Annotated in this window: 15 protein-coding genes; 10 read left to right on the top strand and 5 right to left on the bottom strand. The window is 37.5% G+C overall.

Features of this window, described 5'->3' with window-relative positions:
* Window positions 1-17: 17 nt before the first annotated feature.
* The 3 genes from FVQ77_00125 to FVQ77_00135 form a co-directional block, all read right to left on the bottom strand.
* Window positions 18-659 (bottom strand): response regulator transcription factor, encoded by a 642-nt coding sequence (locus FVQ77_00125; GenBank protein ID MBW8048754.1) that lies wholly within the window; start codon window positions 657-659, stop codon window positions 18-20.
* Window positions 660-995: 336 nt separating this feature from the next.
* Window positions 996-1,175 carry a response regulator gene (locus tag FVQ77_00130; GenBank protein ID MBW8048755.1) on the bottom strand — a complete coding sequence of 60 codons (180 nt, stop codon included), beginning with the start codon at window positions 1,173-1,175 and terminating at the stop codon, window positions 996-998.
* Window positions 1,175-3,094: a T9SS type A sorting domain-containing protein gene (locus FVQ77_00135; protein ID MBW8048756.1), complete on the bottom strand. Its 1,920-nt coding sequence runs from the start codon at window positions 3,092-3,094 to the stop codon at window positions 1,175-1,177. The genes FVQ77_00130 and FVQ77_00135 overlap by 1 nt, the downstream gene beginning before the upstream one ends.
* A gap of 674 nt (window positions 3,095-3,768) precedes the next feature.
* Here FVQ77_00135 and FVQ77_00140 point away from each other — a divergent pair.
* The 9 genes from FVQ77_00140 to FVQ77_00180 all read left to right on the top strand — a co-directional run bounded on the left by FVQ77_00140 (window position 3,769) and on the right by FVQ77_00180 (window position 13,368).
* Window positions 3,769-8,004: a T9SS type A sorting domain-containing protein gene (locus FVQ77_00140; protein MBW8048757.1), complete on the top strand. Its 4,236-nt coding sequence runs from the start codon at window positions 3,769-3,771 to the stop codon at window positions 8,002-8,004.
* Between the two features lie 199 nt (window positions 8,005-8,203).
* The gene (locus tag FVQ77_00145; protein MBW8048758.1) at window positions 8,204-8,344 is read left to right on the top strand and encodes a DUF433 domain-containing protein; all 141 of its coding nucleotides are present in this window, start codon (window positions 8,204-8,206) and stop codon (window positions 8,342-8,344) included.
* 18 nt (window positions 8,345-8,362) lie between these two features.
* Window positions 8,363-8,680: a nucleotidyltransferase domain-containing protein gene (locus tag FVQ77_00150; protein ID MBW8048759.1), complete on the top strand. Its 318-nt coding sequence runs from the start codon at window positions 8,363-8,365 to the stop codon at window positions 8,678-8,680.
* Complete coding sequence (locus tag FVQ77_00155) at window positions 8,677-9,081, top strand: HEPN domain-containing protein (GenBank protein ID MBW8048760.1); 405 nt, start codon at window positions 8,677-8,679, stop codon at window positions 9,079-9,081. Before FVQ77_00150 ends, FVQ77_00155 begins: the two co-directional genes overlap by 4 nt.
* 93 nt (window positions 9,082-9,174) lie before the next feature.
* Entirely contained in the window at window positions 9,175-9,990 is an 816-nt protein-coding gene (locus FVQ77_00160; GenBank protein ID MBW8048761.1) for a hypothetical protein, read from the top strand.
* Window positions 9,991-10,111: 121 nt separating this feature from the next.
* Entirely contained in the window at window positions 10,112-12,427 is a 2,316-nt protein-coding gene (locus FVQ77_00165) for an OmpA family protein (protein ID MBW8048762.1), read from the top strand.
* A 204-nt stretch (window positions 12,428-12,631) separates the two neighbouring features.
* On the top strand, window positions 12,632-12,877 hold the full coding sequence (locus tag FVQ77_00170) for a hypothetical protein (GenBank protein ID MBW8048763.1): 246 nt from the start codon (window positions 12,632-12,634) through the stop codon (window positions 12,875-12,877).
* Window positions 12,874-13,200, top strand: a complete 327-nt coding sequence (locus FVQ77_00175; protein ID MBW8048764.1) for a hypothetical protein — start codon at window positions 12,874-12,876, stop codon at window positions 13,198-13,200. Before FVQ77_00170 ends, FVQ77_00175 begins: the two co-directional genes overlap by 4 nt.
* A gap of 39 nt (window positions 13,201-13,239) precedes the next feature.
* On the top strand, window positions 13,240-13,368 hold the full coding sequence (locus FVQ77_00180; GenBank protein ID MBW8048765.1) for a hypothetical protein: 129 nt from the start codon (window positions 13,240-13,242) through the stop codon (window positions 13,366-13,368).
* A gap of 115 nt (window positions 13,369-13,483) precedes the next feature.
* Here FVQ77_00180 and lpdA read toward each other — a convergent pair whose 3' ends face one another.
* Both lpdA and FVQ77_00190 read right to left on the bottom strand, forming a co-directional pair.
* The gene (gene lpdA, locus FVQ77_00185) at window positions 13,484-14,875 is read right to left on the bottom strand and encodes a dihydrolipoyl dehydrogenase (protein MBW8048766.1); all 1,392 of its coding nucleotides are present in this window, start codon (window positions 14,873-14,875) and stop codon (window positions 13,484-13,486) included.
* Window positions 14,876-14,929: 54 nt separating this feature from the next.
* A complete protein-coding gene (locus tag FVQ77_00190) occupies window positions 14,930-15,163 on the bottom strand; it encodes a hypothetical protein (protein MBW8048767.1) in 234 nt (77 codons plus the stop codon).
* A gap of 123 nt (window positions 15,164-15,286) precedes the next feature.
* Here FVQ77_00190 and fabG point away from each other — a divergent pair, with 123 nt between their 5' ends.
* Window positions 15,287-16,033, top strand: a complete 747-nt coding sequence (fabG, locus tag FVQ77_00195; GenBank protein MBW8048768.1) for a 3-oxoacyl-[acyl-carrier-protein] reductase — start codon at window positions 15,287-15,289, stop codon at window positions 16,031-16,033.
* The last annotated feature ends 115 nt before the right edge of the window (window positions 16,034-16,148 follow it).

Raw genomic sequence — 16,148 nt, forward strand, 5'->3', positions numbered from 1 at the left:
TACGATTACAGAAAGGTTTAAGGAATTTCTTCAAGCAGACTATGCTGGATCACATAATGTGTTAATTGAGAATTGTTCTTTAGGTTCATTTTTTCTAAAATGCGGGCACGAAAAGTACTGATCGTTTTTACACTTAAAAATAATTCTTCAGCAATCTGAGAATTTGTTTTACCAGCCCCGATCAAACGTAGAACCTCAAACTCTCTGTCGGATAACAGCTCATGGGGTGGTTTATCATGCTCCCTATTCAGTTCATAAACTAATTGTTCAACAATTTCATTGCTAATATATTTCCTCCCCGTAGAAACAACCCTGATAGTTTCTATAATTTTGTCAAGCTCCATATCTTTTGAAAGATATGCTGAAGCACCCGCCTTAAGTGAACGAACGGCAAACAGATCTTCACCATGTATGCTAAACATTATAACATAAAGTTTAGGAAAGTCTTTTTTTAGTTGTTTCAGTATTTCTATACCATTTAATCCAGGCATTAATATATCCAAAATAAGAATGTTAGGAGCCAAAGACTGCACTTTTTCTATTGCCTCCATTCCGTCTACTGCCTCTCCTATTACTTTCATATCGAATTGCTCTCCAATCATCTGCTTTAAACCTACACGTACAATAGTATGATCATCAGCTATTAATATCTTTATCATAAACAGACTATTTAAATATATAGTAATTTCTATTATTTTATATTGAGTTTAAACTTTTAAATTCATTTTCAATTGCCACATTGGTTAACAATAATTTTATTAATGAGTTTTACTTATACTTATAAATATAGAAAAATGTTTCAATATTTAGATAATATTTAGAAAAAGTAGTATTTTTTATAGTAATAAAAATAGAAAAGTTGTATTTTTTATAGAAAAAAACCACTGTCAGACTTTTTTGTTGTTTTCTTTTTTTCTTTTGGGCTTTTTAATTAGATCAGAAATGTTATTTTCCAATATATCGTTGATCGCTGCCAACAGAATGTATAGCAGTGATTAATTCTTCTTTATCAGTATCTTTGACAAATATCCGGAAGTACCTGTATCAATAGCCTTTATAACGTATTCCCCTTTATTGTGAATTGACAAAATCAATACTTTAGTCAAGGGATAATTTTTGCTTATAGTTTTAGTAAGCTCTATTCCTGAAATTACAGGTATAGAAATATCACTAATTAATACTTAACTAATTTTGATCGAATGCTATTATTAGTCTCATTTTCCAACGCAATGAAATACATACCTTTTTGATAGCTCGAAACATTTATAACAATTTCATTAATTCCTTGCGTTGTTTCAAATGGATTATTCAACATAACTTCTCCATTCAGTTTATAAATTTTTAAAATTACTATTCCGGTAGCGTTAGAATTATAGGAAATGACTGCTATTGCCTCAGTAGGATTAGGTTTCACATTTATAAGTTCAAATGATTCATTTGTTAATGTTACTGATACTATCTGAGAGTAGGAAAAATTACCATCAAAATCTGTCTGTTTAAGACGATAATAAGATATTCCATATAGAGGGTTTTCATCTCTGTAAGTATAATGCTGTTTAGTGTTGCTATTACCTGCCCCTTTAATTTCAGCGATGGATTCAAACGCTGCACTATTGTTACTTCTTTCGATCGTAAAGTAGTCATTATTTGTTTCCGTGTTAGTTTCCCATGTTAATAATACAGCATTGGGGTTGATGGTAGAACCAGAGAAAGAGAGCAGTTCTATCGGTAAGACTACATCCTTATTTAACGAGAGCACCCATACTGCTCCTCTACTGGTATTACCTGTACCAGTTCCATCATCATCGCCATACGCACCTACAGCAATTTCAGGGAGACTGTCTCCATTCAGATCTCCGAGTGAGCCAACAGACCATCCCCAAAAATCATCATTATTAAGAATGTCGGTAAAATTCCCCTGTGTAGAACTAATTTTTTGAAATGATTTTACACTACCGTCTGTATTTAAAAATAATACCCATACAGCACCCCTGTTATTTCCCCCATCATCATCTCCGAGAGTTCCTGCAAGGATATCGGTAACTCCATCTCCGTCCAGATCTCCGAGTGAGCTAATAGAATAACCCAAAAAATCATAATTATCCATGATCCCGGTAAAATTTCCCTGTGTATTGCTAATTTTTTGATGAGATTTTACCGTGCCGTCAGGATTCATAAATAATACCCAGATTGCCCCCCTGTTATAACCGCCATCATCATCCTGGTAGGCTCCTATTATAATGTCTGTAACTCCATCTCCATCCAGATCTCCGATTGAGGCAACCGAGCTGCCGTAACTATCGGTATTATCAAGTATACCGGCAAAATTCCCCTGGGTATCACTGATTTTTTGATGTGATTTTACTGTTCCGTCTTGATTTAGAAATAATATCCAAACAGCGCCTCGGTTAGTGCCTCCATCGTCATCATTTTGTGCACCAACAGCAATATCAGTAATACCATCTCCATCCAGGTCTCCTAATGATGTAACTGAATTTCCGAATAGATCTGTATCATCTAATGTTCCCGTGAATCCTCCTTTAGTATCACTGATCTTTTGATGTGATTTTACTGTACCGTTACTATTTAGAAATAATATCCAAACAGCTCCTCTGTCATTATTACCGCCAGGGCCGTCATCGTCAAACCTTGCGCCTGTTGCAATATCAGTAACTCCATCACCATCAAGGTCACCCAGTGAGGTAAGAGAACTTCCAAATCTGTCCGAGTTGTCTAAATTACCGGTAAAATTTCCCTTGGTATCACTGATTTTTTGATACGAGTTTACTGTTTTATCTGCGTTTAAAAATAGTATCCAAACAGCGCCTCTGTCATTGCCACCATCTTCATCGTCTAATGCTCCTATTGCAATATCGGTAATACCATCTCCATCAAGGTCTCCTATTGAAGTGATAGAATAGCTAAAATGATCAGCAATATTTAGGGTACCTGAAAAATTTCCCTCAACAGCACTGATTTTCTGATAAGAGTTAACCGTACCGTGCTGAGCATAAGAATTAAAGATGAGCAGGACAAACGTAATGACCTGTAAGTACATCTTTTTTAAACCGGATTTGATCTTTGTTGTTTCCATGATTAGTAGATTTTAGTTAATGTTAAATAATTTGTTTACGGAAAATTGTTTTGGCAGAAGGACTAAAACAGTCAGAGAGATTCTCTTTTTTTTGTGTAATTTAAATTGCCGGATTGTGTGATTTAAACTCTGATATTGTAGGATTTTGTTTTAATTTTTTGTAGGTTTTTATCCTACAATGATGATAAGAAAGATATGTATAACAAGGATGAGAAGAAGCGTTTAGAGAAGTTTAAGCTTTAATCAGAAAAGTTTTAGAAGAGTTGTTAAAAGAGATGGTTGATCATGATTCTGGTTTCAGTGCTGTCAGGTGTTACCACCTGCCACCAAATCCTCATTGAACACTAAAATATTTTTTTACCGTATTTTAATTTTTTAAATTTTAATAAAATTAACGGATCTACAAACGGTCATAAACAATAACCTGCCAAAATAATGTCTTATGATAAAAACATCTTTTAAAGCCATTTTTTATGATCAAATGCTTCCGTTTGACAGCAACAAGTCATAATTCGCAGGTTTATTACGTACGCATATTTACGTATTTTCAAAATTACGTAAACTTTTTGTCAAAATAATCGTAATTTAATTTGTATTTTAAAAACATTAATTTGTACTTTTAGGAAGATTTTTACTATTTGCATTTTTATCAAAGCTATTTGCATTCTATCAAAATGGAGTATTTAAGTTTTCTTATGTGCCTGATATCATCCCAAGCTGCAAAATGCAGCTGTTTTTTTCTGAATAAAATTACCTGTCTGCGTCCCGGGCACTCGGGACAGGCAGGCAAGATCAGGAAATCTTCTGCTGATTATTCTTTTGGCGCATACGCATGGTATGGAGCAAAGGCCAAAGCGTTGAACGCCATGCTCTATGCGCTATGCGCTATGCTCTTACTCATCTCTACCACTTCGGTTAAAGCAGCAGTTCTAACTTCTATACAAACCGGCAATTGGACTGATGCTTCCACCTGGGATCTCGGCTATGTGCCTTTAGCCACTGATGATATAGTGATTGCAGCCGGCCATACGGTATCAATTCCAAATTCGGCAGGCAACCAAACCATTACCAATTTTACTATAAATACCGGAGGAATTTTTAATAATAGTAATAAGAGAGTTATAGTGACAGGGAATTATACCAATAACGGCACCCATGCAGGCAGCATTGCAGCCAGAACCACTTTGAATACGCCAGGAGCTAGTGTAGATGGTATAGGAACCATACACTTTGGTGATTTTGTATTTGAAAACGGAGTTAAAACGATCTTATCAACCGCTAACCTTACCAAAGCATTTGGCGATTTTGTGATTGGAAGCGGTGTTACCGTTACCAATAATGGTACCATTACTTCTGCTGAAAGATTGGATGGTGTGGATGCCACTACTTCTATATGGGTCAATGCAGTTGGTAGTACATTGAATTTTGGGGGTGATACCTTGCTGCCTGTTGGAGTATTAACCGCATCAGCTCCAGGCAATACGATTAATTACTATAGCTCAGGTGACCAGCCAATAAAAATACCAACTGCCAACACCTATTACAATCTTTCCTTATCAGGGACAGGTATCAAAATCTTAATGGGTAATCTTATCATAGCCGGTAATTTAGCCATTAACAGCGTTACTTTAGATGTTGATGTCACTAATAATTACAGCTTAAATATAGGTGGAGACTGGACAAACAGCGGAGTATTTGATGAACAATTAGGTACGGTTACTTTTGATGGTACTGCAGATCAAACAATTACAAATACCCTGGGAGAAACTTTTTATATTTTAAGAATTGATAAAACGGGCGGAAATTTGATCCTCAACGATAATATCACTGTCACCACAACACTTATTATGAACCAGGGTAATATTGTTACCGGTACAAATGTTATTACAGTTGGTACCAGCATTGCGAATATCGGAGCGCTTGCTTACACTTCCGGAACCGTTGTTGGCCAATATAAAAAATGGGTAAATGCTATAGGTGTTGGCTACAATTTGCCGTTAGGTACAAGCGCTGATTACCGGCCTTTTAATTATACACTCACCAATTTGATGGGGGGAGGCGGTACCATTACCGGTGAGTTTATTTCATCTGCCCCTGGCAACAGTGGTTTGTCTTTAAGTGATGCAGGCGTTACAATTTACAATACTTTTGTAGAAGGATACTGGAGCTTAACAGGCGGTGATGGATTAAACACCAACAGTTTTGATATTGAAGCTACCGGTAATGGTTTTACCAGCTTTACTATTGTTGCTTCTACCCGCTTATTAACGCGTGCCGATGCCGGAAGCCTCTGGAGCGCAGAAGGTACCCACGTTGCAGCAGTTGGCAATACTGCAAAACGTACCGGCACTTCCACCCTGCCAGCTCATTATGCCTTTGGTGATACCACAAATTGTACAGGACCAGCTACATCAACGATTACAGGGCCTGACAGCGTATGTACCGATGTTACCGGTGTCCTTTATTATGTAACAGACAATCCGCCAAACTTTTATAGCTGGACAGTTACCGGAGGAACAAAGGTTTTAGATAATGGTGACAGCATCACTGTTGACTGGGGCTCTGCCGGTATGGTTGGAGATGTTACAGTGATTGAAACCAATACCTGTTCGGAGGGCGCTCCGGTCAGCCGTGCTGTAAATATTCATTCATTACCTACTTCTGTGATCACAGGTAAAGCAAACGTTGCTGCTTTTACCACGGGTGTACCCTACTCTGTAACTGCAAGACCTGGTTATTCACCTTATACCTGGAGTGTAACAGGTGGTGGCACAATAGTATCCGGACAAGGTACAAATAGTATTACAGTTGATTGGGGAGCTGCGGGTGCAGGTAATGTCAGCGTGGTTGCCAGCAGCGGGTGTGGTGATGCCCCCTCCGTTGGTCTTGATGTAAATATTTATATAGTAATAAACAGCATCGTAAATGGTGCCTGGAACCTAACCGCTACGTGGGATTGCAATTGTGTTCCTGATTTTTTTGATAATATACGAATTCAGAATACGCATACCGTAACCCTGACCACAAATGAGGTAATAAATCATTTTGAAGTAGTAGCAGGAGGGGTCTTTGATGCTGCGGCTAAAAGGTTGGAAGTTACAGGCGATTTTAACTTAAATGGAGAATATAATGGTACTAATAACCTCACCTTAAGTGGTGCAGGTACAAACATTGATGGCGCCGGTAACATTTTCAATACAGGAACATTGATAATATCAGGAGGGGCTAAAACTATATTATCAACGGCTGTGTTAACAAAATCTTCAGGAAGTTTTCAGATAGGCAGTGGTATTGCCGTTACAAATCAAGGAAATATTACACTTGGTGGTGATATTACAGGTGCAGCAAGCACAACAACCTGGGTAAATGATACACGCTCTACATTAAACATTGGTGGCATTATGTTAAGTACAGGAACGTTTTTTGCATCTGCTGCAAACAACTTAGTAAGTTATTATGGTGCTGTTGCTCAAAGTATAAAACTTCCAAATGCATCTACTTATCATGGTCTTTCAATTACAGGTTCGGGCATAAAAACCTTAACAGGCAATACCATCATAAATGGTGATGTGAATATCACAAGTACTTTTGATGTAGATGCTGCCAGCAATTATAGTATTGACATGCTGGGAAATTGGACCAATAGCGGAACTTTTAATGCTCAGATCGGCAAGGTAACTTTCAGAGGCTCTGCTGCACAATCAATTACAAACACCACTGGCGAATCCTTTTATGACCTGGTGATTAATAATAGCAGCGGGATCAATTTGGGCGGGCCTGTAACTGTAAACGATTCCCTGATACTTACCAATGGAATAGTCAATACCACATCTGCCAATATTTTGATCATTGCTGATAATGCAACCTCTACGAGCGGCTCATCTACAAGCTTTGTGGATGGACCTATGCGAAAAGTTGGTAATGATGCATTTGTTTTCCCTGTGGGGGACAGCATAATCTGGGCACGCATTGGAATTTCAGCGCCTGCTACGCTAACTGCTGCCTTTGAGGCACAATATTTCAATGCTACGTATGCCAATACTGTCTCAGTAGGCACGCTTAACAATGTGAGCAAATTAGAACACTGGATATTGAATCGTACTGCAGGAGTAGATGCTGTTACAGTTACCTTATACTGGGAAGATGGTACGCGTAGTGATATTAATGATCTGCCGGATTTAGTCGTTGCCAGATTTGATGGTACCAATTGGATTGATGAAACACAAGCCGGTGGTGTGACCGGAACAGTAGTAGCAGGTACTGTAACGAGCCAGGTTGTTTCTTCATTCAGTCCTTTTACGTTTGGGTCAAATAGCGCTGCTGTTAATGCATTACCTGTGGATCTGGTATTCTTCACTGCAGAGCTGGAAGGCGACAAAGTAGTGATTGAGTGGGCAACAGCAAGTGAAATTAATAACGATTATTTTACAGTGCAAAGAAGCGCTGATGGGGATATTTCACTAAGTTCAGTACAAGGTTTTGAAGATCTTGTTAATATAGATGGTGGCGGCACCAGCAATATGACGTTGTATTATACCGTAATTGACAATAATCCGATTTTCGGAACTTCTTATTATCGGCTCCTGCAGACCGATCATGATGGACAGAGAGAATATTTTGATGCAATAAGAGTAAGTTATCTGCCTGAAAATCAAATTTTTAGTATATACCCTAACCCAACTAAGGGTGATGATCTGCATTTGACTATAAAAACAAGCAAGGATCAGCATTTACGAATAGTAATAACCGATGTAGTCGGCAAAAAATACTTCTTACAGGTAGTTGTATTGAATGAAGGTGAAAATTCTATTGAAATTGATGCTGCTGGTAAATTATCTCCGGGAGTATATAATCTCACCGGTACAATTGATGATAATTTTTTGTTTTTTAAGAAATTTGTGGTTGAATAAGTTTTCTTGCCACGAAGACACGAAGACACTAAGGTGTTATAAAAAAAATAACTTTGTGATTCTTTGTGTCTTAGTACCTTTGAGTTTGTTTAATCTTTAACAAAACGATGTCATCGCTATATCTTTGAATATTAACTTTAAAAAAAATAAAAATGAAAGAAATGAGATTTATGAGCAAATTTCTTCTGATCCTGAAATTATGCACGGAAAACCTTGTATTAAAGGAACAAGAATTCCAGTTCAATTGATAGTTTCAATGCTCGCTGATGGAATGTCTGAACAAGAAATTATTAAAGAATATCCTTCATTGACAATCAATACTGTTTTAATTTTGCAGTAATTTCTTTATCTTTGAAGCATGGATAAAATTGAAATAATAAAAGAATTAAAAGAATTACTCATCAAATATTTCCCTGGCGAAATTGCTCAGGTAATATTATTTGGTTCCCAGGTAAACGGAGATGCGCGGGAATATTCTGATTATGATGTGCTTATTGTTGTAAATCGTAATTATGATTGGAGATATGAAAGGAAAATATTAAGGGTTGTCTATAAGAATGATCTTAAATACCATATCCTTACTGATTTCACACTTATTTCAAATAAAGAATTAAATACCCTTAAAGGTAAACAACCGGTCGTGCTTGAAGCATTTGAAAACGGTATTGTAATATGACACTTAAACATGAAGATAGAGAGAGTTTGATCAGATACAGAACTGAGCAGGCAGAAGATGCCATTGAAGATGCTCAAATTTTGATCGCAAAAGACAGGTTGAAAGCGGCAGTAAACAGAATATATTATGCAGTGTACTATATTGTTTTTGCTTTAGCTCTTAAGCACAAATTTAAAGGTACAAAACATTTGCCCCTGATAGCATGGTTTGATAAAAAGTTTGTAGAAACAAATGTAGTTGATGTAAAGTATGGCGAAATGTACAGGGAAGCATTTAAAAAACGTTCTGAAGCTGATTATGGAACTTTTACAAAATTCACCAAAAAGCAGGTTCTGGATTTGTTTGATCAAATGATGGAATTTGTTAAAAAAATTAAACATCTCCTTTATTCTGATGATTGATTTAAATTTTAAATCTTAGTGAAACTTTGTGTCTTAGTACCTTTGTGGCATGAAGGCAATTTTAAGTAGTAGCTTTAAAAAATGTTCTATTTATTGAGAAAATTAATTAGGTGTAGTATTATCATTTTGGTGTGGTGTCAGGTGTTTCCACCTGACACTCCTGTATTTGCACAGGCTGATAAAACAGCCCGGGAAAATACAGATATGATCCCACTTGCTAATGATATGTATAATTTCAGGCATTTTAAAGATGCTCAGGATATCTACCTTAAAGTTCTGGAATTTGGTCCTGATAATGCTGCGGTCAACTTGTTGGCAGGTTTATGTTATCTTAAAACAGTGAATAAAGTAAAAGCCATCCCGTATTTAAAAAAAGCACACCAATTGAACCCCGAAATATTGAAGCTAATGGTTGATTATATTGAATTTAGCGATGAAGAATTAGCGCGGATCAATTCAACTGATTATATTATATATTTGATAGCAAAAGGATATCACCTGACTCATGATTTTAACAAGGCGATAGAATATTATGAGCGTTACCATGATAGTGTTTTGCAAAGAGATTTTTTTAAATGGGGATACAGGTCAAGTGAAAAAAATGAGCTTATTAATAAGATAAAGAGAAATATCTTTGAATGTAATAATGGAAAAGAATTTGTGAAGTACCCCGTAGGTGCGTTAATTGACAATATAGGAGTGCTGATCAATACGCCTCATTCGGAATATGTACCCTTGATCTCTGCTGATGATTCTGTGCTGATCTTTACATCCAGAAGAATGGGAAGCACTGGCTGGAACAGGTCCGAAGATCATGACTTTTTTGAAGATATTTATATATCCCGTAAAAGAGGGAATTACTGGGTAAAACCGAAATATAGGCAGCGATATAAATTCTGCCTTACATGATGCCTGTATTGCTTTATCCCCTGATGCTGCGCAGTTATTTGTATATAAAACCAAAAGGAGCGGAGACATTTTTCTTTCTAATTTTAAAAACGGTCAATGGTCAAATCCTAAAAGTTTAGGGTTGCATATAAACAGCAATTGTACCGAACCATCCGTATCTGTCACTGCTGACGGTCAAACCTTATATTTTTCAAGTACAAAACCCGACATATACGGAGACCTTGATATTTTCGTCAGTCATAAAAAAAAGAATGGAAAATGGGGAAAATCAACCAGATTAGGACCTGAAATAAATACAGAATATGATGAAGATGCGCCTTTTATACTTCCTGATGGGAAAACATTATATTTTAGCTCCAGAGGTCATAAGGGTATGGGCGATTATGATGTTTTCAGAACCATATTGGATGAGAACGGAAAGTGGTCAGAGCCGGAAAATATAGGCTACCCGGTGAATACTGCAGAGAATGATATTTATTTTGTTTTTTCAAATGATGGCAAGCGAGGGTATTTTTCTTCTTACAGAAAAGAAGGATATGGTGAACAGGATATTTACGTTGTTAATCTGCCCGATTTATTTGCACTTTTTCAACGATTTGATAATGATTCTTTAGCTTTAATAGCTATGATAAGATCTTATGGCGTTGAAAGTAATCGGCTGACCAACGAAATAGTTTTAAATGACATATTGGGCGCTGAAAAAGCAAAAAAAATGGCACAATACCTGGAAATAAAAAGGCTTACCCAAAGCGAAGCGAGGGAACTCGAAAAAGAATTTCTTCAAAAGGATTCAACAGAAGTTTTAGCTTTAGTAGTATTAGAGGAAGAGGGTAAAATAATAGTGATGGAAGAAGAAGAATTTATGCCTGCCTTTGATCCGCAGGATACAACTGCAACGATCAAAGATACTTCTGTTGTAAAAAGTATTACTATTACTACTGACAGCATTGCTGAACAATTTAATGCTGGATTTATGTTCAGTTGTTATTATCGCCTTAGAATAGTAGATAAATCAAAGATCACAGTTGAAGGCGGATACATCGTAGATGGAATTACCATCGGATACTATGACCAGGTGGGAGCATTTAACTTTGTTAAACTTTCTCCCGATGAGCTCAGGAGACTTTCTGCTCCTGTAGGTTCAATGCTGACTGCCGACAGGGAATTGGTGGTTAATGATATTACTATTGGATACTACAGTGAAGATGGTGAATTTCACTATTCTAATCTTTCACCTGATGAGATCAGGAGGCTGAGTTCACGTAAGGGACCAGTGCTTACAGCAGACCGCAAATTAATGTTTGAGGGCGTTACTATTGCATACTACGATGTAGATGGTAAATTTCAGTTTGTCAATCTTTCACCTGATGAGATCAAGAGGCTTAGCTCACCTGAAGGCACGATGCTGACGGCAGACAGGAAATACGTAGTGGATAATGTTGCTATCGGTCACTACGATAAAAAAGGAACATTTAAGTTTGCCAAACTTTCTAGTGATGAGATCAGGAAACTTACACCACCCCCTAAGAGCTCCTTGTTAACGGCAGATAGAAAATTGGTTGTTTATGGAATTACTCTTGGATATTACAATGAGCAGGGAGAATTTAATGTTTCAAATCTTTCTGCTGATGAACTGGACGAACTTAGTTCAATTGTCGCTGTTTCCCGGAATCAAGTCGATGAGATCACTGTTGGCTGCTATGATGACCAGGGAGAATTTAAATATGTAGTACTTTCGCCTGATGAGATCAGATGGCTTACTTCAGTTGCAGGTGCAATGATCACAGCAGATGGAAAATATGTAGTTGATGGCGTTACTATTGGATATAGCGCCAGTTCCCAGCCACCTGGCGGGGATAGTATTCCACCGCCTGATTCTCTCTATGGCCCATCTCTCTCTCCCGCACCCCCTGACCCTCCCGACCAAAGGTACGGGACAGGCCTGAAGGGGGAACGGCCTTCTAATGACTTAACAGTAATAGAGCTACACGAAACAAAAGACTCTGCTGAAACTGAAATTGTTTCTGTCTCATCAGAATCTCCCGAAGGGGACCCTGATGATTTTAGCGGTAAAAGTATTGCTTGTGCCGAAGTAGGAAAAAGTATTAAATTTAAAAATATCCTTTTCAATTTTGACAACTATGCTTTAAGGTCTGCAGCATTTAAAGGATTAAATTATTTGAAAGATGTAATTGAGCCTTGCGATGAAGTAAAAATTACCATCATCGGGCATACAGATAATGTTGGTCCTGCTTCCTACAACCAGGCCTTATCAGAAAAAAGGGCAAAATCAGTATATGATCAATTAATAAAAAAAGGTGTCCAGTCAAGTAAATTAACTTATAAGGGATATGGTGAAGAAAAACCGGTCGTGCCCAACGATACAAAAGAAAAACGGCAGCTTAACAGGAGGGTGGAGTTTGAAATTTTAAATTAAAAAGGTTTTCGTGGTGTCGGGTGTTTCCACCCGACAATCTCACAGGTACGATTGATGATAATTTTTTGTTTTTTAAGAAAATAGTGGTTGAATAAGTTTTTTTAACACCTTAAAATTTGGATATTTGCAAAAACTTTTTTGTAAGAAATACGTAGCAAGAACAACGAACGGAAAACTTAAATACTATATTAGATTAATACTGATATGAAACCAGAAACTTTAGAAGATATTAAAGAATACAAATTTGTTGATATTTTCAAATTGACATCTAACGGCACGTTTGAACCAAGAAGGGCAATCAAGATAGAAGGATTGACAATTTATCCAGGACAATCTTTCCGGAAACTTGGAGGCGTTGATTGGTATGATTTTGTTAGCTATGACATTGGGGCGCTTGAAAGGGCTGATGGGATTTTGGAATTAAAAGGAATTTACGACTTCATTAAGTGAAACAGAGAAAGCTTTCCTCGCTTAAAAATTTATTCAAAGATGCTCCTTCTACCAAGAACATTGTTGACTTACACAAACGTATTGTCCGGACAGATACACTTGTTTATGTTGTCCTTATTGCTTTCTTTCTGGCTTTCTTAATGTTTGCATACGATTACTTCAAATTTACCTCTGAGAGCAGACAACGGCTCTACGATAAATTAGAACAAATGGAAGACACATTACAACAACAGAAAGACGACAGGCAGGACCAAGAAATTAAGCATCTAAAGGAACAAATAGACAATCTCCAACTTTCCATCGACACTACCCAACTCCCGTAAAACAAAAATAAAAAAACTGGGCATAACAATTATCAATTAATAAAAAAAGGTGTTCAGTCAGGTAAATTAACTTATAAGGGATATGGTGAAGAAAAACCGGTTGTGCCCAACGATACAAAAGAAAAACGGCAGCTTAACAGGAGGGTGGAGTTTGAAATTTTAAATTAAAAAGGTTTTCGTGGTGTCGGGTGTTTCCTTGTAGAGACGTTGCATGCAACGTCTCTACAAGGAAACACCCGACATCCCTATCAGGTGGAAACACCTGACAGCACTGTATTAAAAATCACAAATGTATCACCTCCCCATAAGCCGCTGCTGCAGCTTCCATAATTGCCTCTGACATAGTAGGATGCGGATGCACTGTCTTGATTATTTCATGGCCTGTTGTTTCCAGCTTACGGGCAGCAACCGCTTCAGCGATCATCTCTGTTACATTGGCACCGATCATGTGTGCACCGAGCCATTCGCCATATTTGGCGTCAAAAATAACCTTTATAAAACCTTCTTTTGTGCCGGCAGCGCTTGCTTTTCCGGAGGCTGAAAATGGAAATTTGCCAACTTTTATTTCATAGCCTGCTTCCTTAGCTGCTTTTTCGGTATAACCTACGGATGCGATTTCCGGCTGGCAATACGTACAATTAGGCAGGTTATTATAGTCTAACGGTTCAGGATCTTTCCCGGCAATTTTTTCAACGCAGATAATTCCTTCAGCAGACGCTACGTGGGCTAAAGCCGGCCCGTGAACGATGTCCCCGATTGCATATATCCCGGGAATATTGGTTTGATAAAAATCATTCACCAATACTTTACCATTATCTGTTGCAACGCCACCTTCGGCTAACCCCAGGTTTTCTAAATTAGAGGTGATACCAACAGCCGAGATCACTATTTCGGCTTCAATATTTTGTGTACCTTTTTTAGTTTTTATTGAAACCTTGCAATTATTACCTTTCGTATCAATTTTTTCTACAGATGTGCTGGTTAGTACCTTCAACCCTGATCTTGTAAATAATTTTTCCAGCTCTCTGCAAATATCTTCGTCTTCTACGGGAACTATACGGTCCATGTATTCTACCATGGTAACTTTAGTTCCGATCGCATGATAAAAATAAGCAAACTCAACACCAATAGCCCCTGCCCCTACTACAACCATGGATTTGGGCTGTTTTTCAAGTATCATTGCTTCGCGGTATCCTATGATCTTTTTTCCGTCAATTGGTATAGAAGGCAGTTCCTTTGAGCGAGCTCCCGTAGCCAGGATGATGCTTTTGGCTGTTACTTCACTTTTTTTCCCATTCTTATCGGTAACTTCAATAGTATGATCGTTTTTCAAAGCCCCAGCTCCATTAATATGGTCTATCTTATTCTTTTTAAATAAGAATTGTATTCCTTTACACATATCACCAGCCGACTGCCGGCTTCTTTTGACCATTGCCTTAATATCAGGCCTAACATCCTTCACCGATATGCCATAATCACTTGCATGTTTCATATATTCAAATACCTGGGCGCTTTTTAAAAGCGCTTTGGTAGGGATACAGCCCCAGTTCAGGCAAATACCTCCCAGCTCGGCTCTCTCCACTACGCCTACTTTCATTCCTAATTGTGAAGCTCTGATGGCAGCTACGTAACCGCCTGGACCGCTGCCGATTACTAATAAATCGTATTGTGACATATTATTTGTTTTTTTTTCTAAAATAATCGATTATAATAGAAGTGTCTAACAATATCATTCTGTTCTCCATTTATTAAAATGGTCCCTTGAGTCATTAAAAGCTTTTAATTCTTCCTCACTCCAGGTTGGCCCTTTCAATAAAAGTTCCGTTAACTCTTGTTTAGAACTTTTTTTTTCTTCTTCTGTGGGTAATATAATTATTTGTACTTTCTTTGAAGTAAAATTTTTTGGTATTTTAATAACAACTTGTCCATTTTTTACTTCACTGTATTTTGATATTGCTTGCATTTCAAATAAATTTAGATTGTTTCATGCTGCAAATTTAATGATTTTCTTTACAGAAAAAATCTTATTTTAAAAAAAATCTGTGTAATCTGTGTAATCTGTGGTTAAACTTACTACTTTTGAATCATGAATTTATTAGAAGGTAAAACCACGCTCATCACGGGCGCTTTCAGAGGTATTGGAAGCGCCATAGCCCTTAAATTTGCGGGAGAAGGAGCCAATGTTGCTATCTCGGATATTGCACGCGTAGATAATGCAAAACCTTTGGAAAAGGAACTTCTGAAAGCCGGTATCAAGGTAAAATGTTACTCCTCTGACGCATCAGATCTTAGCGCATCTGAAAAATTAATTGAAAATGTAGTATCGGATTTTGGCTCTCTGGATGTATTGGTCAACAATGCCGGCATCACCAAAGATGGCTTACTGATGAGAATGACAGAAGAACAATGGGATGCTGTGATCAGTGTAAATTTAAAATCTGTTTTTAATTTGACCAAGGCCGTATTACCCACCCTCATGCGGCAAAGATCCGGATCAATCATCAATATCTCGTCTGTGGTAGGAATAAGAGGTAATGCAGGGCAGGCGAATTATGCTGCTTCAAAAGCTGGTATTATCGGGTTCACTAAATCGGTAGCTTTAGAGCTTGGTTCAAGGAATATCCGCTCAAATGCCATAGCGCCCGGCTTTATAGAAACAGAAATGACAGCGAAACTTGACCAAAAAGTGGTTGAAGAATGGAGAAAAGCCATCCCTTTAAAGAGAGGAGGCACCCCCGAAGATGTAGCCGATTGTGCTGCTTTTTTGGCTTCTGATTTGAGTAAATACATTACCGGGCAGGTTATACAGGTTGATGGTGGAATGTTGACCTAGCGTTATGATTTCCTAAAGCGATATAAATATCGCGCTACAAGTAAAACGAAATTTTTTTGTAGCACGAAATTTATTTCGTGGAACAGTTATATAATAGTTACAATTTGCCTCAATA

The sequence above is a fragment of the Cytophagales bacterium genome (genome assembly GCA_019456305.1).
Lineage (GTDB): Bacteria > Bacteroidota > Bacteroidia > Cytophagales > VRUD01 > VRUD01.